At 48.4% G+C, this 22,559-nt stretch carries 19 protein-coding genes; 7 read left to right on the top strand and 12 right to left on the bottom strand.

Annotated elements, in window-relative coordinates; all coding sequences use genetic code 11:
- Positions 1-2: 2 nt before the first annotated feature.
- Together K0C01_RS12610 and K0C01_RS12605 are read right to left on the bottom strand one after the other, a co-directional pair.
- On the bottom strand, positions 3-3,254 hold the full coding sequence (locus K0C01_RS12610) for a PD-(D/E)XK nuclease family protein (protein ID WP_221170044.1): 3,252 nt from the start codon (positions 3,252-3,254) through the stop codon (positions 3-5).
- A gap of 751 nt (positions 3,255-4,005) precedes the next feature.
- A complete protein-coding gene (locus tag K0C01_RS12605; protein WP_259372376.1) occupies positions 4,006-4,770 on the bottom strand; it encodes a proteasome assembly chaperone family protein in 765 nt (254 codons plus the stop codon).
- Positions 4,771-4,870: 100 nt separating this feature from the next.
- Here K0C01_RS12605 and K0C01_RS12600 point away from each other — a divergent pair, with 100 nt between their 5' ends.
- On the top strand, positions 4,871-5,512 hold the full coding sequence (locus tag K0C01_RS12600) for a class I SAM-dependent methyltransferase (RefSeq protein WP_221170043.1): 642 nt from the start codon (positions 4,871-4,873) through the stop codon (positions 5,510-5,512).
- Positions 5,513-5,612: 100 nt separating this feature from the next.
- The gene (locus tag K0C01_RS12595) at positions 5,613-5,771 is read left to right on the top strand and encodes a hypothetical protein (RefSeq protein ID WP_221170042.1); all 159 of its coding nucleotides are present in this window, start codon (positions 5,613-5,615) and stop codon (positions 5,769-5,771) included.
- Positions 5,772-6,009: 238 nt separating this feature from the next.
- Here the strand turns inward: K0C01_RS12595 and dpsA are convergent, their stop codons facing one another.
- Positions 6,010-6,564, bottom strand: a complete 555-nt coding sequence (gene dpsA, locus K0C01_RS12590; RefSeq protein ID WP_221170041.1) for a DNA starvation/stationary phase protection protein DpsA — start codon at positions 6,562-6,564, stop codon at positions 6,010-6,012.
- A 268-nt stretch (positions 6,565-6,832) separates the two neighbouring features.
- Here dpsA and dinB point away from each other — a divergent pair, with 268 nt between their 5' ends.
- The gene (gene dinB, locus K0C01_RS12585; protein ID WP_221170040.1) at positions 6,833-8,092 is read left to right on the top strand and encodes a DNA polymerase IV; all 1,260 of its coding nucleotides are present in this window, start codon (positions 6,833-6,835) and stop codon (positions 8,090-8,092) included.
- A 41-nt stretch (positions 8,093-8,133) separates the two neighbouring features.
- Here dinB and K0C01_RS12580 read toward each other — a convergent pair whose 3' ends face one another.
- The 3 genes from K0C01_RS12580 to K0C01_RS12570 form a co-directional block, all read right to left on the bottom strand.
- Entirely contained in the window at positions 8,134-9,189 is a 1,056-nt protein-coding gene (locus K0C01_RS12580; RefSeq protein ID WP_221170039.1) for a phosphotransacetylase family protein, read from the bottom strand.
- Positions 9,186-11,285: an acetate--CoA ligase family protein gene (locus K0C01_RS12575; protein WP_221170038.1), complete on the bottom strand. Its 2,100-nt coding sequence runs from the start codon at positions 11,283-11,285 to the stop codon at positions 9,186-9,188. Before K0C01_RS12575 ends, K0C01_RS12580 begins: the two co-directional genes overlap by 4 nt.
- Positions 11,286-11,537: 252 nt before the next feature.
- Complete coding sequence (locus K0C01_RS12570) at positions 11,538-12,485, bottom strand: hypothetical protein (RefSeq protein ID WP_221170037.1); 948 nt, start codon at positions 12,483-12,485, stop codon at positions 11,538-11,540.
- Positions 12,486-12,748: 263 nt separating this feature from the next.
- Between K0C01_RS12570 and K0C01_RS12565 the strand changes: the two genes are divergently transcribed.
- The 3 genes from K0C01_RS12565 to K0C01_RS12555 are packed head-to-tail and all read left to right on the top strand — an operon-like array spanning position 12,749 to position 16,070.
- Entirely contained in the window at positions 12,749-14,182 is a 1,434-nt protein-coding gene (locus K0C01_RS12565) for a metal ABC transporter solute-binding protein, Zn/Mn family (protein WP_221170036.1), read from the top strand.
- 53 nt (positions 14,183-14,235) lie between these two features.
- Entirely contained in the window at positions 14,236-14,991 is a 756-nt protein-coding gene (locus K0C01_RS12560; protein ID WP_310736326.1) for a metal ABC transporter ATP-binding protein, read from the top strand.
- Positions 14,988-16,070, top strand: coding sequence for a metal ABC transporter permease (locus K0C01_RS12555; protein WP_221170035.1), 1,083 nt, complete (start codon positions 14,988-14,990; stop codon positions 16,068-16,070). The genes K0C01_RS12560 and K0C01_RS12555 overlap by 4 nt, the downstream gene beginning before the upstream one ends.
- Position 16,071: 1 nt before the next feature.
- Here the strand turns inward: K0C01_RS12555 and surE are convergent, their stop codons facing one another.
- From surE to K0C01_RS12540, 3 genes are all read right to left on the bottom strand, one after another.
- A complete protein-coding gene (gene surE, locus K0C01_RS12550) occupies positions 16,072-16,887 on the bottom strand; it encodes a 5'/3'-nucleotidase SurE (RefSeq protein ID WP_221170034.1) in 816 nt (271 codons plus the stop codon).
- Between the two features lie 111 nt (positions 16,888-16,998).
- Entirely contained in the window at positions 16,999-18,402 is a 1,404-nt protein-coding gene (locus K0C01_RS12545) for a small ribosomal subunit Rsm22 family protein (RefSeq protein ID WP_221170033.1), read from the bottom strand.
- Entirely contained in the window at positions 18,399-19,154 is a 756-nt protein-coding gene (locus tag K0C01_RS12540; protein ID WP_221170032.1) for a prephenate dehydrogenase, read from the bottom strand. The genes K0C01_RS12545 and K0C01_RS12540 overlap by 4 nt, the downstream gene beginning before the upstream one ends.
- 80 nt (positions 19,155-19,234) lie before the next feature.
- Here K0C01_RS12540 and K0C01_RS12535 point away from each other — a divergent pair, with 80 nt between their 5' ends.
- On the top strand, positions 19,235-20,386 hold the full coding sequence (locus K0C01_RS12535; RefSeq protein ID WP_221170031.1) for a nicotinate phosphoribosyltransferase: 1,152 nt from the start codon (positions 19,235-19,237) through the stop codon (positions 20,384-20,386).
- 18 nt (positions 20,387-20,404) lie between these two features.
- Here K0C01_RS12535 and K0C01_RS12530 read toward each other — a convergent pair whose 3' ends face one another.
- The 3 genes from K0C01_RS12530 to K0C01_RS12520 are packed head-to-tail and all read right to left on the bottom strand — an operon-like array spanning position 20,405 to position 22,501.
- Positions 20,405-21,583 (bottom strand): M24 family metallopeptidase, encoded by a 1,179-nt coding sequence (locus K0C01_RS12530; RefSeq protein WP_221170030.1) that lies wholly within the window; start codon positions 21,581-21,583, stop codon positions 20,405-20,407.
- 45 nt (positions 21,584-21,628) lie between these two features.
- Complete coding sequence (locus tag K0C01_RS12525; protein ID WP_221170029.1) at positions 21,629-21,913, bottom strand: acylphosphatase; 285 nt, start codon at positions 21,911-21,913, stop codon at positions 21,629-21,631.
- A 51-nt stretch (positions 21,914-21,964) separates the two neighbouring features.
- The gene (locus tag K0C01_RS12520; RefSeq protein WP_259372411.1) at positions 21,965-22,501 is read right to left on the bottom strand and encodes a zinc metalloprotease; all 537 of its coding nucleotides are present in this window, start codon (positions 22,499-22,501) and stop codon (positions 21,965-21,967) included.
- Positions 22,502-22,559 lie beyond the last annotated feature (58 nt).

The raw sequence follows: 22,559 nt of genomic DNA, 5'->3' as shown, positions 1-22,559 counted from the left end.
CGTTACTCCACCCCCACGACATCTTCAGCATCGACATCACGGGCCATCGGGGGAACATACGCTGCTATTTTATCGTCATCAATGTGCTTGATCGTTTCTCGCCGCTGATGTGACCGTACGTCGCAGACGTGTGCGTAGTCACAGTACCGACACCCCGCGTCTGATGGATCAAGTACCGTCGGCTGGAACCGGCCTTCTTCGATCCCAGTTGCGAGTTCCCCGAGCCTCGTTGCTGTGACCTCTTCCACGAACCTTCGGAACGCTCCGTGCGTCTCAAAGTGAGGGTGTGAATAGCGTAGCAATGGTGTGTCCACATCGTCGCTTCCCTGCCAGGTGGCCATCTCTTGGGACGTGATTTGGCCACTTCGTGAATTCACGGACGTAGGTGGTGAGACCTGATAGTAGGCTGCGCCGACTGTCTCGATTCCATCAAGGGCGTCTTCGACCATCAGGGCATAAAGTGGCAGCTGGAAGTTCAGACCAAGCAAGGCGTCGCCTTCGCCGAGGATCGACGTTCCAGTCTTGTAGTCTCGGACGACTGCCTGTCGTGGAGTCGTCCCGGGAACAGTATCGACCCGATCAATGAGTCCGTGAACTGAGACTGGTCCCTGTGGCGTCTCAATAACTGCTGGATCGTCTCCAACAAGAGTTCCGGCGTCGTATGGCTGGCCGATCCGTGCCTCAAACCACGTTGGACGCGCCGTCGTTTTCGCTGGCTCGTCAAACTCGTGTTCGAGGAATCGGTAGAACAGTCCCCGGGCGATTTGCTTACCATCGTCCGTTTCTGCCTCTGGCCCGTAGTACGCGTTGTCTGCTGGTGTTCCGAGTCCAGCGAGCACTGACGTGAGCCACTGGTCGTGAAACGCGGTTTCCGGGTAATCCCCGAACGCGTCGTTGAGCCGATCGAGAGCGATGTCCAGCAGTTGTTCCTGCCGTGTATCGAAATCGCCGCCAGGATCGACTGGCTCTCCCAGTTCAGACTGTAAGGAGAGATAGTAGTGTTCGAGTGTGTCGTGGATGTAGGATCCCCGAACGCCCGGGTCCGGCTCTCGTGTCAGCGGATCCGGGGCTTTGATGCCGAGCACGCGACGCATATAGTATTTGAATCCACACGCGGCGTAGGTTTCGAGCCGACTCGGACTGTACGGTTTCCGCTCGGCTTCCGCGTGAACCTGCCCAACGGTTTCCGGAGACAGCTTCCCATCGTACGGCGTCAGTGTTGAGTCTGCTCGTGCCGACGAACACTCGACGCCACGCTGAATTCGGGTGCATTGCTCGGACGTGAACGTCCCCGTGTCGGTCGCCTCGTCGATGATGGCTTGGCGTCTGGTGTCGGGAACCGTGTTCCAGGCTTCGCCGATCGCTCGCTGGATGTCTTCCTGAGACCCGGGTGTCGCATCGTTCCTCTCTTTCGTTATCTCACCAAGATCGATGAGCCGGCGCAAATCGGTCAATACGTCCGCTTCGACGTATGGATCACCGCTCTGGCTACGCTGCGGGGCTGACAGGCGGACAGAGGCTTCACTCGCCAGAAGCGAACCGAACTGGTAACGGGCTTCTTGCCCGGCATCTTTCTGTTCAAAATCGGGATGCGCCTCGTAGATCGGACGGGAAAACGACAGGCGGTCTTCGTCCGATGGAAAATGCGAGGAAGTCATCCCAAGCACGTAGACGTGATCGAACCCATGCAGGAACGCTTCCCCCAGACCACAGACGACGAGCCGGCGATCGTCCGGACGAGCTGCCCTTCGAATCGACACGCCAGCGAGCGCTCGCTCCAGCCGGTCGGTTGGATCACCGATGTCGGGATCGGCAACTGGGGCTGTGAGCACCAGCGTCTCAAGCACCCGATCGAGACGGGTTCGAGCACTTGACTCATGGGATCGGAAGGCTGACGATACGTCATCACTCTCCAGTGTAGTTAGTACTCCGAGTCGTTCGAGAAGTGCATCTAGGTGCCCGGGAAGTGATTCGAGCTCAACCTCGGACAGTATCGCTGCGTCCTGTACAATCGACTTGACCGTCGCCGCAACTGTGTCGTTCACGTGTTCGAGAACAGTGTCCAGTCCGGTTGTCTCAACGCGAGAGGCGACACGTGTAAGCTCGTGATGGTCGATCGGCTCTCCCCGATTCGAGACGGAAACCAGCGGATTCGTGAGTAGTGTGAGAACCGTATCTATTGTCCGCGGTTCGCTGGCAAGGGCACAAACCGACTCGATAACTTCCCCCAGTGCGGTCTCCGTAAGCGGATAGTCTGTCTGTAGTGTGTACGGAAGTTCATACATATTGAACCATTCCCGCGTCTGGTCGGCGTACTCACTCGGACTCGTCAGCACGACGCCGATACTTCCCGGTGGAACCCCAGTGGCGAGCTGGCTACGGATCTCCTTCGCCGCGGTTCGGATCTCGTCCGAAACAGTCTCCGACTCGACGAATGTGAGGTCCAATGCTGTCGGATCCACATCGTCGATCAGGGGCGCGTTCTCGGGGTGGCGATAGAGATTGGCCGTGAGGCGTTGTCGTGACTTCGCTGGTGGCGTTGAATCTGGTTCGTGGTGTGTCCGGGAGAATTCGAGATCAAAATACGTTTCGAGCGCACGAGAGGCACCGCGATCGATTCCAGAGACGGAGTCCGAATTCATCTGTATCGGGAGCACTGCGATGGTGGGCCACGTATTGCTAATGCGTTCCAGAAGTTCGCGTTCAAGCACATCGAAGCATGTGAAGCCACTGAGAACGACCGCATCAACAGCCGGTAGCAGCTCATCGAGCGGCGTCTTCATCGTGTTGACGTGGTGCATCCGCTCTGTCCGGTACGTCTCTGGCAGTTCGTCAGCTAGAATCTCCCGACGAACCGTCTCAATTCCTTCAGCAAGCTCTGCAACGTGGTGGGCTCGGTCGTCCAGTCCCTCTTCGACGAGCCGGTTCCGCATCGCTTTCGGTGACAGCAGGCCAGCGAATTCGAGTTCAGTATAGAGGTCTTCAGCCGCATCCACGAGCCCTGCACGGGGGAACTGTTGGCCAGCATAGAACGGGTTTGCTGGGGAATCTATCTCTTCGAGCCCGAGCTCCACGAGTCGAAAGAGAAGAGGGCGGTCGATATGGGTTGCTCGGCCGTCGTACTGATTCCGTTCGTAGCAATCCGACACGAGGTCGTCGAACGTATTGATTTGGAGGCATGCTGATGGGCCATATTCTTTCCACCGTTCGAGGATTTCGTTTTCAGGATATTCCTGTTTCCCGACGTAGAGCACACTATTCGGATTATTGCTGACCGAACCTGAGAGTAGCTGAAAGGCCTCATGTTCCAGAGTGGGTACAGTTGGGCCCGTAAAGAGTCGTCTAAAAGACATAGACTGAATGAAACACAAAAACAATATGAAGGTTGGGGTGTCTGCTGTTGTGAGTAGAGCGCAACTCTTTTGCGGCAAGGTTATTTTGTCTGTTCTGTGAATACCGGAGGTATGGTTACTGTGGTTACGGTAGAGGACTTTGACCTTGACAAGGGGTCCCTTGACGCGGCTGTCGATACGTATCTCGATTTCAGATTGTCTGAAGAGATCCACCGAAACGTGACTCAAGAAGCTCTGAATACCGGCCATTCTTGGCTCAATCACCACGAGCTGACTGCAAACACAGTGCTTGAATATGCAACGGAACTCAGAGAATCAACGGGAGATAAAAGCTCTCCTTTGTCAGACGAAGAGTTCGAGAAGGTGGAAGCGAAGGTAGCTGACGACGCCAAAGCCTTTGTCGAAGATCTGGAATCGCTATTTGCAGATGAGAGCCTGCTCGAAGATAGGGTCGAGCGGTTCAGAACGAATCAAGACCTTGATCTGCCGATCATTAGTGCTTTCCTAGCAACTGCTGATCCTGATCGATACGTACTGTACGATGAGGAAACCTTCGAGACGGTCATTCGTTACTTTACAGGAGTGAGTCGTCCAGACCTTGGTGATCTTTCGGTCGGGAAAAGATACGATCTGTTTCAGAGCTACTGTTCGACTACTGGAACATTCCTGGATGAGCAATTCTTGTTTCTGCTTCTTCTTGCTCACTTACGAGCGACTCATACTGAGCAGCAATCTGTTCCATCCGTTGCTGGATTTCGTCTGCTTGCTCATCGAGTGGAGTTGTATCAATATTGAATTCAACGAGTGGCTCAAGGGCTGTTTCGATTACTGCCTTGGCTGCTTGTGGGTCTGGCAAATACGGGTGTGCACGGACAACCAGTAATGCAGCCGGAATCTCATGTTGGTGGCACTCTCTGACGAACGCACCAGTGATTCCACCTACCAGCCCTGGATCTTCTGGAACGGTGATGTCAGCATCACGAAGGTCCTGCTTGATCGATTCGGTCGTACCAATTCCAAAGACTTCACCAAGTTGTTCTTCACTTTGCGCTGGTGCTCCAGCAAGAAACACAGCGCGATCAAACCACTTGGAAAGATCCTCAAGCATGCACGAGCTCAGTGCATCAAATGACTCACGCGGCAGCGCAAGATCACTCTTGAGTGTAAGTACTCCCGGTGACTCGCTCCCATGAATCCGAACAAGTTCCTGTACAAGTCCGTCATCATATGTTGTTACCGGTGGAAACGTGTCTGAAGCAATACTACCAAGATGATTAAGATCAAGCTGTTCGGTGATCTGGTCAACGGCAATTGCTGCAACTAGTCCATGCCCTGGCATTCCTTCAATAAGTGTCGCATCATTTATATCCAAATTCATCTCTTGTTTGAACGTCGCGTTTGCATTCGATGACATCATTTCTAATATATTAGCGATACATAATAATGATGTATGGTGACATTAGTCAGTATCACACAAATAACCAGACACAAAGGAGTAGGCAGCATCATACAACAACATGGGAGAAAACGACCACAGTAAATGGGATAAGAAACACATGGACCCCGAGTTTGAACTCCCGGAATATCCAATTCCAATCTTAGAAGATATCATCGACAGCCTTCCTGACGGACGTGCATTAGATGTTGCAACTGGAACAGGGAGAAACGCAATTTACCTTGCTGACAATGGATATACTGTCGATGCAGTTGACGTTTCAGACGTTGGATTGCGGGAGGCTCAAGAAAAAGCCAAGAATACTGGTGTTTCAGTTAATTGGATTCAAGCAGATGTCATCGAGTACCCCCTCTCTGATAACTCTTATTCAGTCATTACAATGAGCTATTTCACAGCTCTTGAGATGATCCCTAAACTCAAAGATGCTCTTGAACCCGGCGGGTATCTCATCATTGAACTACATCTACGCACAACCGACGAGATCGACTACGGGCCAGATGACCAGAAAAAGCGACTCCGGGCGAGCGATTTGCTTCATGCCTGCCTTGACTTGACGATTCTCCACTATTCGGCACATCGACGCCGGAGCAAGGATGACACAGACAAACAAAACGCAGTCTGTACGATTGTTGCTCGAAATACTCACGGAGATACACAGTCTTATCCACTCTGGACAGATTGGAGTGTCTCCTCAAACAGCTAGCCATAGCGCATCGATGACTAATACTCATATAAGTATTGTGTGCAGCCTTGCCATAGCGTAATAGTTATAAAATTAGGCGAACCTAAACAAATCAGGAACGATGGAGACGAAAAAAGAGAGACCTTCGCCGGAACAATCAACAGATAGTGCCCCAAATGTCGTCGTACACCAGACCTGCCCTGGACGGGTCGTATTTACTGAAACAGCAAACTCGGAAGCATGGATTGGGACTGATCTTACAGTAGAAGTACAACGATAATTCACAATTACTGAAGACAGTAATCTATCCTACAACATCAGTTTCAAACTATATACTCTCGCCAACCTCGACTAAAGGAGCAAAAGGAGCAAAACTAATTCCCGCACTTATCAGTACTCAGTTATCGAATACATACAATATAAGAACGAGTACTTATCTGTTTACCTACTTCTCAGAACAAGAGAATGTTTCTGCTGGAGTCAGCGAGATTCTGCTGACTCATCAATCCACTCGTTAGTTATCGCATCGCTTCTTCAGTAACCAGCGTATCGTCTTCAAGATAATGTTCAATGTGGTGTGCGTACTCCTCGGCATCCTCAAGGATTTCCTCAAGCATATGTCGGGTATTATAATCGCCGAGGTTTCCTGCAACGGAGATGTGTTCTCGAAGGCTCTCAATGATTTCACCGTAAAGGTGAATGTCATTCTCTAAGGAGGTCCGAATATCATAGACATCTTCTCCTTCTGGTTCAATCGGAGCGTGCTCTTCAAGAGCAGCACCGCCTGAAACTGGAACTCCGCCTAACGCCTGAATTCGTTCTGCCAATTCATCGGCTGCTTCTTCCGCATCTGCTGCGGCGTCACCAAGGAATAGATGAAGATCGTTGAACTCAGCACCTTCTACAACCCAGTGGTGTTTCTTGAGCTGATGGTATAGAACATACGTTGCTGCCAAGTCAGTTTGCAGAGCGTTGATAATCTCTTCGGCCTTCTCTTCAGGCATTCGAAGTGCGTCGCTGCCTTCTACTGACCCTGCTTCCTGACGGACTGAAGTTTCGTCTTGAGCGCTCATCGTATATATTAGTTATCCGCACATCCACTTAAACCTTTTCTTGATTAAAACAAAAGTTTTCTTTTTGAAAAATATATTTCGCTGATTTAGAAATGATCGGAGTACCATTCTCCTCAATGATTGCCTATCTAACATATGTGGATAGCGTGGAAATATAAATCTACTAACTAAGGCAAAATTAGACAGTATTATAATTCTGTGAGCATCCGAATGATTTCCATTGTTTGTATCGCGAGAGATTTAGGTATATTCAACGGCAAAATCAAATGTGTCACACGGGGGGACGCTTCCAGGAACAGAACGTGAGGAGGATCGGATTGTACTTCACGTTGATCTGGACTGTTTTTATGCAGCCTGTGAGCGACTCAAAGAGCCAGATCTGGAAAACAAACCAGTCATTGTTGGGATGGGATATGAACCCGGAACATCTGTTGGCGCTGTTGCAACAGCAAGCTATGAGGCCAGAGAGTACGGGATCGAAAGTGCACAACCGATATCATCGGCGATTGATCGACTTCCGCCAGCGAGCCAGACTAATAATACTCCTGCTGGCTACTATCGTCCGGTTGATATGGAATTTTATGAGTCAGTTGCTGAAGATATCCAGCATATTCTTGAGGACTGTGCTGATGTTCTTCGTGTTGTTAGTATTGATGAGGCATATCTCGATGTTACTGATCGCACAGCGTGGGACGTTGCAGAGGGATACGGACGATATGTCCGAGATCGGATCCAACGAGAAGTTGGCTTAACTGCAAGTGTCGGTATCGCTCCGACAATGCATGCAGCGAAGGTGGCCTCAGACCATGATAAACCAGATGGGCTTGTTGTCGTTCCTCCTGGTACCGTCGAAGAGTTTCTTGCTGATCTACCAATTGAGGACCTCCACGGCATTGGCCCAGTTACCGCCAGAGAATTACGTGAACTCAATATCGGAACAATTGGCGAGTTAGCAGCAGCCTCACTTACTGAGATTGAGGACCAGTATGGAGACCGAGGTCGAACCCTCCATCGGAGAGCACGTGGTATCGACACCCGCGAAGTCACACCTCGTGGACGGCCGAAAAGCCTCTCTAAAGAATCTGCATTTACCGAACCAACCAGTGAATACGACGCGATTGCCGCTCGACTTGAGACGCTTGCTGATGCCGTTGCCGAACGAGCCAGTGCAAAAAATGCGTTGTACCAAACAATTGGTATCAAGGTAGTCATCCCGCCTTACGATATTAATACAAGAGCTCACTCGCTTCCCGGGCCAATTGATGATCCCGATCTCATTCATGATATTGCAACTGATTTATTTGAGGAATTCCGGGATACCGCAGTTCGAAAAGTTGGCATTCGTGTTTCAAACTTATCGTTTGCTGATGGAGAACAATCTAACTTGGCCAAATGGGAGACAGTAGAACAGGAATCAGCACACAATGATCATTCTGACGACACAGAAACATCAGATAGTAACTCGTCTTCACAGCGGACGATCGATCAGTTCTATTCAGCAGAAAGTGACTCCGACCAAAATATCTGAGCTATGTCGTGCAGACTCTAGTTGATCCAAGAATACAGCCCTCAAAGCAACCGATCAATTGGAATATGATCATGAAGCAGTTCTTTCATTCGTATGATCGTCTGTTCATCGCGGGTTCTCCCCTCATGAATAATTGATTCGGTCCGTTCAACGGCTGTCAGCGTGTCTTCAGAGACGAGCAACATTGGGACCTCGTGTTGGTTCGCTTTTCGTAGGACGGCATCTGCCGGTCGATGGGCACCAGTGAGAATTAAGCATGAAACACCTGGAGCCTCTATTGCTGTTGTGTGGACATCGGATCGGTCCCCGCCGACAATTACTGCGGCATTTTGTGCTCTTCTGAAATGCTTTAACGCAGCATCTGCTCCCATTGCACCAACTAAGAACTGTTCAACAGTTCGGTCTTTTCCGGCTGTTGTCAGTTCATTTGCTCCTAATTCACTTGACAGTTCGCTTACAGACACCCCGGCTAGATCTGAAACTCGTGGTAAAATCCCCAGAACGGGGATGTCTTGATTCTCAAGGAACGGGAGTACTTCTGTTTTAAGTTCTTCCTCAACTACGGGTGATACGCGGTTGAATAGAACGCCAGCCAGCCGGTCATCAAGTGTTTCAGCTGCATACAATAGCTCATCAAGATCGGCTGGCTTGTCGTATTCTGTAATTAAAATCACATCAGCACTAAGCAAATCAGCCACATCCTGATCAGTCAGGTTTGCTATCCCGCCTGTTGCAAGTGACCCTCCTCCTTCGATCAACGTAATGTCAGTCCCACTCGCAATATCATCATATGCGGTACGGATTTCATCATGCAGTGAATCAATGTCTACCCGTCCTCGGATGACCTCTTTTATGAACGACGGTGAATATACAACAGGCTCCATCTGATCAGCGGCTGCATCAAGATTTAGCAACTCTCGAACAAGCAGCGGATCCTCATCAAGTGTCTTTCCTGCTGGGCTTCGTAGACGTGTGCCAAGCGGCTTCATATATCCAACTGACTTGTCTTGTTCGCTTGCAATCTGTCCAAGAGCTGCCAGCACAGCAGTTTTGCCGGCACCTTCCGAAATGCTTGTTATGAGTAGTGTCTTTGTCATAGTTTTCCTTCGTCAATTGTTAGTCGCAAATCGATTGCAACAGCGTCGTTTGGCCGGGCAACAACGGGGTTGATATCTAATTCCATGATTGCTGGGAAATCTTCGACTAACTGGGATAGTCGCTGTATGATTTCGATTATAGACTGCTCATCTGCGGCTGGGCGCCCGCGTGCACCCCGTAGCAACGGATATGCTCGTAATTCAGAAAGCATTGTCGCGGCCTCACGGTCTGTGACGGGACCAACACGCACCGCTGTATCCTCAAAAATCTCAACAAAGATCCCTCCAAGCCCAGCGAGAACAAGTTGACCAAATTGACTATCGTATTTTGTTCCGATAATAAGCTCCGTTGTTTCTGATAGGTCGACTTGCTGTTGAACCTGCACGCCCAGAATTGTCGCGTCGGGCTGATATCTTCGTGCGTTTGTTACGATCCGTTCATATGCATCCTCGACATCTCTCTGCTTAACCCCCACATCGACCCCTCCCATATCGGATTTATGCACGATGTCAGGGCTAACAATCTTCATCACGACCGAATTCTCGTATTGCTCTGCGATTTCCTTGGCCTCACTCGGGGAGGTGGCAATTTCTCCCTCTGGCGTTGGAATTCCGTACGCTTCCAAGATACCCATTGACTCAACACCGAGTCGTGATCGCCCGTCCGCAACAGCGTCAGAAAGGATTTGTTCAACACGATCACTGTTTACGTCGTCGAATGGTTCAAACGAGTGGTACTCTCGAGATCGAATCGTGTTTAATCTTGCTAGTCCCTCAAGTCCGGTGATCGCCCGAGCGGGATCGAAATAATTTGGAATCCCATGTTTGTCGAGTATCTTTGTCGCAGCGTCTGCCTCTTTGCCACCCATTAGACAGCCCATGATCGGCTTGTCATGTGATTCAGCAAGTGCTCCCATCTCTTCGGCTAGATCTGCATACGATAGCACTGCTGTTGGTGCTCCGAGAACAAGCACAGCCCCGACGTTTCTATCAGAGAGTGCAATTTTGATTGCCTCGACAAAACGGTCAACAGGAGCATCTCCGATAATATCAACTGGGTTGTATATGTTTGCTCCCGCTGGGAGGCAGTCATCAAATGCGTCGATTGTTTCTTCTGTGAACGTCGCAAGTGAGAGCTTACTTTCACCAATAACATCTGTCGCCATGACCCCGGGACCACCTGCATTTGTCACAACGGCAACGGTATTTTGATCAAGAGATGGTAGGCCTGCAAGTGCACGCGCATAGTCAAATAATTGTTCTGCTGAATCTGCCCGTAATACCCCTGCCTGTCGTAATCCTGCCTCGTAGGCCTGTTCACTTCCCGCCATTGTACCGGTATGTGAGGCTGCCGCTCGGGCTCCTGCTTCTGTCTGACCGGATTTGATCAACACAACTGGTGTGTCCATCACAACATCTCGAGCTGCATCAATGAATTCTCGTCCATCATCGATACCTTCTAAGTATCCGATGACAACATCGGTCTCCGGATCGTCACCCCACTCTTTGATAAGATCTGTTTCATCAACCACGGCTTTGTTGCCGAGCGAGACAATATCCTTGAACCCAATGTTCCGTTGTATCGCCCAGTCAATTGTCGCTGTCACAAATGCACCAGATTGGCTCATGAACGAGATCGTCCCTGTTTGAGGAAGAGCTGGACCGAACGATGCATTCATTCCAGAATGCGTACTGATGACTCCAAGACTGTTTGGACCAATCAAGTTGATATCATATTCATCTGCTATACCAATTAATTGCTGTTCAAGCATCTCCCCACTATCATTCTGTTCAGAGAACCCAGCAGAGATTACAATTACATTGTCGATGTTCACTTTTCCCGCTTCTTCAAGCACCTGGAGTGCCACTTTCGCAGGTACAACAATCACTACAAGTTCTACCTCGGGAGCTGAAGCTAGATCCTGGTAGCACTCCTTGTCAAAGATAACATCACGATTCGGATTAACCGGGTAGACCTTACCTTCAAAATTTTTCTGCAGATTCTGGAAAATAGCTCCTCCAACTGCTCCTTCTCGATCGGTTGCACCAACAACAGCGATTGCAGATGGTGCAAATAATGTCTGCAACTTCTGCATCAATCTATCCTAATCAGACCGTCTGCATAAATTCCCGGACAAATCTACGACACGTATCATAAATCTGTATATATGCTAATTGACAAATATAATTGGATCAATCTTGTCTCTGAGTCGAGGACTTCTGTTTCTTCACTCTTATTTTGTCAACGAGACTCTCTCTCAATAGAACCCCAAGTCCACAAGTCTCACATAAGGAAATCCAGGTTGTTTTTGTGGATCGTATCCTCTGCGGTCTATCCACGAGGAATATTACTCAGGCTGTATCTCTAGCATCGCCTCACCGTGATCAGGATCAATCTCAACGTATTTCTCCCAATCCTCATCAGCATCTTCACATTCAGCACCTTCTCCTAACGTCGTTTCTTGAATTAGTGTCCCTTCTTCAATCTCAATCTGTGCATCACGGGTGAAAAAGACCATGTGATCATGGTCGTGGTCGTGACCATCGTGATCCTCAACTTCTACCTTTATTCCATTTGTTCGAAACTCTGCTTCATCTTCGTCTGTGTTGTAAAGCTCAAACGCAACATGCGTCTCTCCATGGTGTTCGCCTTCAATATCGACATGGTCCATATGATTGTGGGTATGTATAGCATGGTCTGGATCTTCATAATCCTTAATCTGGAGCTCATATGGATCTCCATCAAGCTCTAACTCACCACCTTCCTCTTGCTCGACTTTTGCATAGATCTCAAGTTCATCACCTTCGTCAATATGTGGAAGGTGGTCATCATGCCAGTGGTCGCCATGGAATTCCGCAATTTCATTCTCATAATCGGGGCCGTCAAAGAATTCTATCTCATCAACCCCGAAAGGCGTCTCATCAAAGTATGCATCATGATAATCAAGGCCATCTACATGGCTATGTGCGTGTCCGTCATCACTATCATCGTCATGCATTTCAAATCCAATAAATCCGCTTTCACCTTCAACCGTGATGTCATACACCGTATGCGTGTCAAAATCAACTATCTCCGCATCATCCGCTGAACCAGCGGCATCGTGTGGATCACCTAGATCATCTGCATGTGCACAGGCGTGGGCAATATCAGGACTTCCTTCCGCTAAAACGCTGACAGTAACTTCTTCAGGATCCTCGTCGTCGCCATCGCCAAGTAGATCAGAACACCCTGCCAGTGCGCCAACAGCGAATGCTCCCGCCGTACCTTTAATGAGTTTTCTTCGATTAGACTCCATGCTTTACCCTTGTATCTTGAGGGTAAAAGTATTATTATATCTAATAAAGATTTTATTAATAAATATGCAAAGGATTTAGTGTTTTAATAAATAACTCAATATACACCGACACATGATTGACCGTCTTTGATCACCAGCATTTTGTTATTTTTCTGTCGTTTCTCACCTATAAGTAATTATTTTACCTTGTTGATTAATCTTAATTATTAACATCCACTATAAATATAATAACTCTTTTTATATTGCGAGTACTATCTGCTAGTGTGAAAAAGACACGACGTAAGTTTATTGCAGGCGGGGCAGCCGCTGGTGCAGGTGCACTAGCCGGATGTACTCAACTTGAGGAGTGGCTCGGGTTAGAGCTCACGCGTGCCGACGACGAGGGGTATGCCGCATTTTTTTCGCTGTGGGACTGGGCCGAGGAGATCAGTGGCGATCACTTTTCATTTGAGAATCCCGTTGAAACCGGAGAGATGGGTCATGGATGGAGTCCAGGAGGCGATTTACCCGCCAATATCGCCCGGACGGCGATGTTTATTTATTTGGATACCCCCGAATTTCGATGGGCACAAGACTTGGTTGAAGATCTTGAAGCTGATTACCCTGAGGTGAACGTTGTGAACGCGATGCGAACGCTTGGACCACATCTTATCTACCTAGACGACGATACCGAATTTCCTGAACCGGACACCGATGTTGATTTCCACCCGGATGACATACAAACGACAGGGGAAATTGATGTCTTTGACTTGCGAGGTGAGCCCTCATCCGATGGGATGTATTGGCACAATGACCACTGGCATGGTGATTTACAAATTCTAAAGGGTGAAGAAGTCCCGATTACGATGGTTTTTGAAAACCAAGATGGAGATGTATTACCGCTGGGTCTTGATGAGCAAGGCTTCGAACTACGTGGTCGCCTTGGAGACGGAGAAGATGAGAATGTCATTGACATTGAGTCTGATGGCGATCAAATTATTATTACAGCAAAAGAAACTGGACGAACTGGACTGATCTTTGAACTGCATCACGAAGATCAAGAAGAGCCTGTATTTGTAACCACTGATACCGCCGATGCTGCTGGTGAGGATGAACCGTTCACCATCGATGTTAGCGAAGATCCTGAAGAAATTGATAACGAAAACCATGATCCACACGTATGGGTTGATCCGATACACGCGAAACGAATGGTTGATGTAATTAAACAAGAATTGCAGGAAACGGATCCGGACAACGCTGATGCCTATGAGGAGAATGCAGAAGAGTATAAGAAAGAGCTTGACGATATCCATGAAGAATTTGAGGAGATGGTTGAATCAGCTAATAAAGATACCGCTATATTCGTCGGGCATGATTCTTACCAGTATGTTGAACAACGATATGAGTTTGACCTGGAAACGCTCACTGGAATATCGCCAGATGAAGAACAAAGTGTTCCGGATGAGATTATGAAGGTCGCTGAGGAACACGATATTGAAACAGTTTTATACGATCCGTTTGAGGCAGGGAATCCTGCGGACGGGATACCACAGGAAGCAGAACTAGTTATGGATGAAGTTGATTCTGTTACAAATGCTGAGCCACTCACCCCGCTCGAAGGGACAACACGGGAGTGGGAAGAAAATGGCTGGGGATGGGTAGAACAGATGCGCAACATCAATTTAGAGTCGCTGCGAAAAGCGCTAGACGCTGAGTGACAATTACGATGCAGAACCAAGAACATACATCCCCTGATCATATACCGAACAATATGGAATCGATGGAAACGCCGGTTATTGAACTTGAAGACGTGTCTTTTTCATATGGCTCAACCACAGCCGTTAAAGACGTATCTCTAAGTGTTGAAAGTGGAGATTTTCTCGGCCTGATTGGACCAAATGGATCAGGGAAGACGACACTTCTTCATCTTATGCTTGGTGTCAAATCGCCTGACAGGGGCTCTGTCAAGCTATTTGGTAAGCCAGCAGCAAAATTTGACTCTGGTGAACGGCTTGGTTATGTCTCTCAGCGAGCAACAGATCGCGGCGAGATTATGCCGGTGACTGTCTGGGAAACTGTATTGATGGGCCGATTTGCGCATGTTGGACATCGGCGCATTCGTGATGAAGATCGACAAAAAGCAGCCAATGCGCTTGAACGAGTTGGGATTGAACATCTCGCAGATCGACGCATCAATGAACTCTCTGGTGGACAGCGGCAACGGACGTTTATTGCTAGAGCCTTAGCCTCGGAAGCGGATTTGCTTGCCTTGGATGAGCCGACCGTAGGCGTTGACATGGAATCGCAAGCAGACTTTTATGAACTTCTTGGAGAACTCAATCAAGAAGGAATCACGATCATACTTGTCGAACACGATATAGAGGCATTGACAAAGCACGTTGATGAGATCATATGCATCAACAAGTCTCTGTACTACCACGGAGATACCGCAGCGTTTCTCGAATCGGACGCGCTTGAAGACGCGTATGGATCAAATGTCGGATTTCTACAACACAATCATCCATGAGCTTTGAACGAGAGTATCTTTCTGAAACGACACAGGGCAGGTCAACACGAAGGACAGTTGAACTTATAGGGATTGGTCTCTCTGCGGTCCTTGGCGTGACGATGTTTACTTTTATCATCGCAGATTGGCTTCGATTTGCTCCGATTGATTCAGTCGCAACCACCTCACAGGCTGTGTTCGATAACCTCCTGATCATCGGAGGGCTGATTGACTTTGTCCTCCAAACCCAGGTGTTTTACACAACATTCTCGATGCGGTCGTTAGCAACGGGAGTGCTAATCGGGATTGTTGCTCCTGTTGTTGGAACGTTTCTTGTACATCGGCAGATGGCGTTGATCGGTGAAACATTGGCACATACAGCATTTGCCGGTGTGGCTGCTGGTGTTGTGTTCAGCGGTTTTACTGGCTGGGAAGGGTCGTGGATCTATGCTGCCTTGATCGTCAGTGTGCTGGGAGCAGTCGGATTGCAGTGGCTAACTAGTCACACCAAGAGTTATGGTGATGTTCCTATTGCAATTGTGCTAAGCGGTAGCTTCGCCGTTGGAACGTTACTGATATCATGGGGGAGAGATTTTGCTCCAATTGCCGTTGATATTGAGGGATTTTTGTTCGGAAGCTTGGCGATTGTCACCACTGACGGTGCCCGCCTTGTTGCCTTCCTGACTGTTGGAGTCATTGGTCTTGTGATAATTTCCTACAAGCAGTTTCTGTATATCACATTTGATGAACAGGCAGCAAAAGTATCTGGAATTAACGTTAACTTCTATAATATATTGCTCATTGCGATGACGGCTGTTGTTGTTGTTGGTGCTATGCAGATCCTTGGGGTGATTCTTGTTGCTGCGATGCTTGTTGTTCCTGTTGCGGCTGCCTCACAGGTTTCTAAAAGCTTTAGGGAAACCTTGTATCTATCAGTAATTATCGGACAGGTATCGACGATCGCCGGGATACTCTTTGCAAACTATCACTCATTACCGCCTGGTGGCTCAATCGTTGTGATTGCAATCGGCATCTATCTCGCCTGTGTAGTTATCTCCTCGTACCTTGCCGGCCGATCAGTCCTAATTCAGCAATACTAATTTATTCGGTTTCGCCGACTTCAATATCTCTGCGCAAGCTAAACTTATCTACTACCTTCTGAAGTGGTTCGTTGTCGATACTTGCGTGTGGGGCCGTTAAGGGCGATACGCTAACCACTCCGCTCATTACCGCTCCTCGGTCTGTCTCGATTGGTTCATCAATCTCACCAGCATTCATCTTATCCCAAATTCGATCATGGAGCGTAACAGAGTCACCATTATGTGTTGCTGACATCTCATATCGCTGTGATGGTCGTGTAATATGCATTGAGCCGTCTGCTTCCCCAGGAACAGGTGCATTTACATTGAGATAGTCAGCTGACTCGAAGATGCCTGCCTCAAGTGCATTTGAAGCAAGATATCCAAGAGCATTGGCGGCGGCCTGATAATGGTCACGGGCGACCTCAACTTCATGAAATGCAACTTCTCCGGTCGGAATATATAATGAGGTAGCAATTGCAGGGATGTCGAAAAATGCGGCTTCAACGGCGGCACTTACTGTCCCAGAACGTCCAAGCACATAGCCACCCATATTGGCACCTCGATTAATTCCAGCAACGACAAGATCAGGATCAAGCTCAAGTCCCTGTATTCCAGCGACAACACAATCAGCTGGTGTGCCATTAATTGCGAACCCTCGTTCGTGCTTTGTGATTCCTACTTCAGTTGAAAGGGCTCGGCCCATCATGCTTTGGTCATCTGCTGGAGCAACGACCGTTACATCTCCAACATCCGTAAGTGCGTTATAGGCTGCTGCGAGTCCATCGCTTTCAATGCCGTCGTCGTTGGTCAACAAAATCTCCAACTCGCGGTCCATACATGCTATGGGACCGCAGACGGCAAAAACGCACCGTCATTAAGCGCTATTTGCTGCAACGGATAGTCGCTAGATTTGCTTGGCACGTAAGACACAGAAAAACCGTCAGAATCACACAGCCATCCGATCAACGACTGATTCTCCGTCAATAATAATATTGTATGCTTTTTCATCGTCGTTCCAAAGTACCAGCCCAGACTCAATCATCAATAACGATGCATATGATGCCTCAATCAAATCCCGATTGAGCTGTGTCTGTTTTGGAACGACAGCGAAGTGATCGGCTTGTTGACTTCCATCGCCGATACGAAACAGTGGATTTCCTCCTTCACTGAGATTATTGCTTAATTTAACGGCGAGACAATTAACTCGGTTCCCGACGTGTCGCTCTGAGTTTCTGAATTTAATCCACTCTGAGGGATCGGGACCTGTCGGTAAACGTGTTTTACCATCCTTTCGGAGCAGTGCATAACTGTACTTTACCGTTGTATTGAGAAATTCACTAGGCGAGTGCTCCTCGTCATGTGCATGCTGCTCTAATGCTTCTTGTACACTCGGTGCAGCAATCTCTGGGAGTTCCTTAAATGACCAGCAATCATCACTTGGGGACTCATCTGGCCACAGACGTACGGTTGGTGAAAAAACCGTAATCTCTCCATTTGCGACTGACTGTTCAACCGAACGCAATGTTTGACTTGTGTTTTTGTCTGCTGGTGCTGTGAGCACCATCGTCCCATCTGTCGCAAGCGCGTCTAAATATCGCTTCACAGTGGTATGTGGATCATCTAACTCACTCAGGACATTCGAGAACAACACCAGATCATACTCTGATTCCAAAGTAAGCTCTTCAGCTGTTTGTTGTTGAACCGTCGAATGGAAGTTCCGGTGTGTTTCAGCTAACATCTCTTCAAGGACAGTTGTAGCTTCGCTCGGCTCAACTGCTGTGTAATCGATTACAACGTCATCAGGTAATATATCGGAAAGTCCAATGGCTGGGCCTCCAACTCCTGCCCCGACATCTAGTATCCGTAGGGTACGATCCAAAAGCCGATTATCGACTAGCTCACGAAGAAGATCGTACGTGACTGCATAGTAGTCTGGTAAATGATAAATTGCGTATGCAAGCGCAGCCGTATAATTATACTCAACGGCTTCTTGTCGGTAATATGCGTCTTTTAAAGCTCGTATCGTCCTGCGTAATTGGTCCCCGCTTTCTCCTTGTGCCCAGTCGACACCATACTCAGTAATGAGTAACTCTTCTAACCGATATACATACTTTGGTGGCAGCTCTGTTGGCCGATCAGCAATTGCTTCGATGGGACCATCCTCAACTGGGACAAAAAGCCCATCCTCACGTTCTCGTAGCGCCAGATCGACAGCATGATCTCGAAGTGTCTGTCTTATAACCCCTGGATGTGGATTTCCATCTACATATTCCTGCATCTCATCGGGGTTAACAGGACGGATATTTCGTAAATATTTTGCTGTATTAAGAATTGACTCAGTTGGAATCATTGTGACACTGAATTACTCTCTGCAGGCGTAGCCTCGTGATATAGCTTTACGAACGTCTCACGGTCAGCTGTCGCGATTTGTTGTGCCATCTCAGCAACTCGGTCTGCACCATCAAACATTTCTTGGATTTCTAAATACACATCTGGATTTCCAGTCGTAACTTGTGTGACAAGCTCATCCAGTGTGTTCGAAATCGGTGTTCCATATCCATCAGGTACGTCATCTACAGCCAGCCCATATGCAATTACAGCCGTATGTGCAGCCGCTTGAATCGATTCCATTGCAGTGTCATGTTCCTCTGCAGTCGTCGGAATAATCGTGTTCCCCTGTGATTCAAACCATTCAATAACAGTGCTAATAATTGGCCCTTCTCGATCTATGACCGTTGGAATATTACCCGGAGCATTCTCAGGAGCAAACAACGGATGAAAACTCGCCCGTTGAATGTCCGGACAGACTGCTTCCATTGATTGTAATGGTAGCTCCATAACGCCTGTAATGTCAACAATTGCTTCCTGTGCATATGATCCGTAAGTCTCGATGGTCTCTACAACAGCAGACATTGGGACAGCGATGCACACAAGATCATAGTTCTGCTCTTCAGTTGTTCCCTGCTGAAGCACCTCACCATCATGTGTAGCGGCTGCTTCATGGGCAGCAGATTGATCGATATCAGCAAATGTGATTGACCCAGGGACATGCGTGGCAAACCACCGTCCCATAGCGCCAGCTCCAACAATCAACGTATCCATTGGTCGAAATTTGCAAGTCCCCAAACTAAAGCAGTTCGTTCCCCCGGGATATTATGTCTATCCAGAGTAGATACTGATATATGGACGGGTTCGATATCGTCTCAGCAGAAGATATTGCCGCTGGCCGGGCAACTGATGCGTATTTTCATCGAGTAACCGAAACGCTTGATGCGGTTGATCGCAATCCGCCTGTGGTTGCTGAGGTCAGTGCGGATCAATTTCCAACTGGCTCTTTTGAAGTTCTTGCAGGACTCAAGGATGTAGCTCATCTACTTGAGGGCATTCCGATTGACGTTGATGCCCTTCCGGAAGGCACACTATTTGACGGCGGTCCTGTACTCCGGATTGAAGGGAAGTATCGAGATTTTGCTGCATATGAGACGTCATTACTTGGATTTCTTTGTCATGCCTCAGGAGTAGCAACAAATGCGCTGAAAGCACGTATGGCTGCTCCAGACTCAACAGTCTTGAGCTTTGGAAGTCGACGAATTCATCCTTCAGCTACAGCGATGATAGAACGATCAGCATTGCTTGCTGGCCTCGATGGTATCTCACATGTTGCAGCCGGAGATATTCTCGGCCACGAAGCCGGAGGTACCATGCCACATGCCCTGATGATTCTATATGGACGCGGTAATCAAGAAGAGGCATGGAACGCGTTCAATGATGCATTACCTGAGTCTGTCCCTCGCATTGCACTCTGTGACACGTATTCTGATGAGGTTGATGAAGTACTACGCGCAGTCAACTCCCTTGGTGATTCGCTAGCCGGTGTTCGACTGGACACAACAGGGTCACGCCGGGGTGACTTTAGAGCAATCGCTGAAGAGGTTCGCTGGGAACTTGATGTGCGTGGTCATGAGGACATAGATCTGTTTGTCAGCGGCGGATTGACGCCTAAAGAGCTACGCAATCTCCGGGACGTTGTTGATGGGTTTGGTGTTGGAAGCTATATCAGCGGAGCTGATCCAATTGACTTTGCTCTTGATATTATTGAAGTAGAAGGTAGACCGGCTGCTAAACGAGGTAAACTTAGCGGCGCTAAGTCAGTCTACAGGACTGAATCAGGTGAACACCACATCGGACTAACAAGCCGATCCGGTCCGGAAAACGCTGAGTCACTGCTACAGCCGCTTATTCGAGATGGAGAAATTGTCCGGGACTTCGATCTTGATAAGCAAGCGGAATATACACTATCTGACGCACAACACGTTGGATTCCCTCGCAGGTAACGAGGAAAATCTCATACACTACGGCTTACCAATGTGAAATTCTTTCTGATATTCAGTGAGGTTTCGATAGCCGTCCCCAGTAATCGCAACTAAATCTTCAATCCGAATGCCCCCAATATCGGGATCATATACTCCCGGTTCAATCGTGATAACGTGACCTGGTTTAAGTTCCTCTCCTGTTAGGTTCACACTTGGACGCTCATGTACATCAAGTCCGACTCCATGGCCGGTTCCATGGATAAATCCTGTTTCTGTTGAGTCATCACTGCGAAGCGTTGCAAACCCGGCCTCCTCATATACATCACATACTGCATCATGTACTTCTGCTCCGGTGATCCCTGGTTCAAGCAGATTAAGAGCTGTCTGATGAGCCTCTTTCGTGACATCGTATCGGTGTTGAAGCTCGGATGAAACGTCACCTCGAATAAACGTTCGTGTCATATCAGCATGGTAGTTGGTCTCCTTGTTTTTCGGAAAGATATCGACGACGATCGGCTCATTTGCACTTAGCGGTCCACTCCCACGGTTGTGTGGGTCGGCGCCATCAGCACCGCAAGCAACAATTGTATCATCTAATGCACAATTTTCACGAAGTAGTTGAATCTCGATCTCCTGTTTCACATGCTCGCTGGTCAGTGGTGAGCCGTCGTGATACAACGTCCCGTCCTTGATTGTTGCCGTCGTAATGAGTTCTTCGGCCCGTTGCATCGCTGCTTCGTTAGCCCGTTGTGCTGCGGCGATATGCTCAATCTCTGTTTCTGTCTTCTGGGCTCTAATACCGGTTATTGTCTCATCGTGGTCAACAGTTACCGCAATATCCTGTTCCCGAAGTCCATCTGTTGTTGCGGTTGGAAACCGTTTGGGTACCATCACACTATCAACCCCGACCGTATCGAGAAAATCACCGATCATGAGGTTTCGACCAACAATCTCTCCGTGATCTGTCACCCGCTGTCGATATTCAAAGTCGCTGTAGCGATATACTGCATCTGCATTGCTTTCCTGTTTTGCCCGTCCGTATTCCAATCCAGAGACAAGAAGTGCCATCTTGTCTGGGGTGTAAACGCTAATGAACGGATCTGGGGCAGTAAACTCAAATAGGTAATATTGATCAGAGGAGTCATCAGCAGCATCAAACAGATACCCATCAGCTTGATGCTTTGCTAGTGTATCGTCCAATGTAGATTTATTGCGCATATAGAATGCAGGCTCCCGGCAGTCAAAATCTTGTTCCTCTTTTGGTTAGTACCGTATTTCGAACCCGTCTAGTCCTTCGGGCTCCTCATACGTGACAGAAACATCATCAACCCGAGCAGCTTGACTCCCTTCATGACAGAAATCGATCATTGTATCGACGTCGTCACTAGATCCTTCAAATACTGCTTCAACACGACCGTCATCAAGATTCTTCACCCAGCCGTCAACACTTTGATTTTGAGCTGTATCGCGTGTTGTAGCCCTGAAGTAGACGCCCTGTACCTTTCCAGAAACAAATACATGTGCACGCACACGGTCTTGATTGACCATATCTATGCTTATCCTATATCCCCAAAAAGATAGATTCTGTGGCGAGCGTTACTATATAAACATAAAGCTCACAACAGTTGTCACAACTGCAATCGCAAATGTCACGACGAAAACTGGACGGCTCCATTGCCAGACCGTCTTGCCATCAAGTGGACCGAGTGGGATCATATTAAACGCCGCTAAGAATGCATTCACCATCACACCAAAGACGCCGATAAGCCCTAGAAGGCCGCCAAACAGCAAGAATGGTGCAAATACTACTACAAGTGCCAGATTTGTCACCGGTCCAGCGAGTGCAACCAGACCATGCTCACGTTGCGTAATTCGCCCTCGATGATGGACAGCGCCAGGGGCTGCGATAATAAACCCAATGAACGCCGACATAATGGCAACAAACAACATCCCATAGTTTGCTCTAAATTCAGCTATTTGTCCAAACCGGACAGCGACAACTTTGTGGGCTAATTCGTGCAGTAGAAAGCCTGTTCCGACAGTAATAGCACTGACTGCAAACAAAAGAAGCGCAAAATCAACTGATGCCAAGAGACGCTCTGGACGTCCAAAGAAAATAGCAAATGCAGCTGCCATCACGGCCCAAGCAACAGCCAAATCTCGAATTTCGGTTGAACTGAATTCAAGTTCTCGC

The sequence above is a fragment of the Salinarchaeum sp. IM2453 genome, assembly GCF_019693215.1.
Lineage (GTDB): Archaea > Halobacteriota > Halobacteria > Halobacteriales > Salinarchaeaceae > IM2453.
This window is presented reverse-complemented; position numbering and strand designations above follow the sequence as displayed.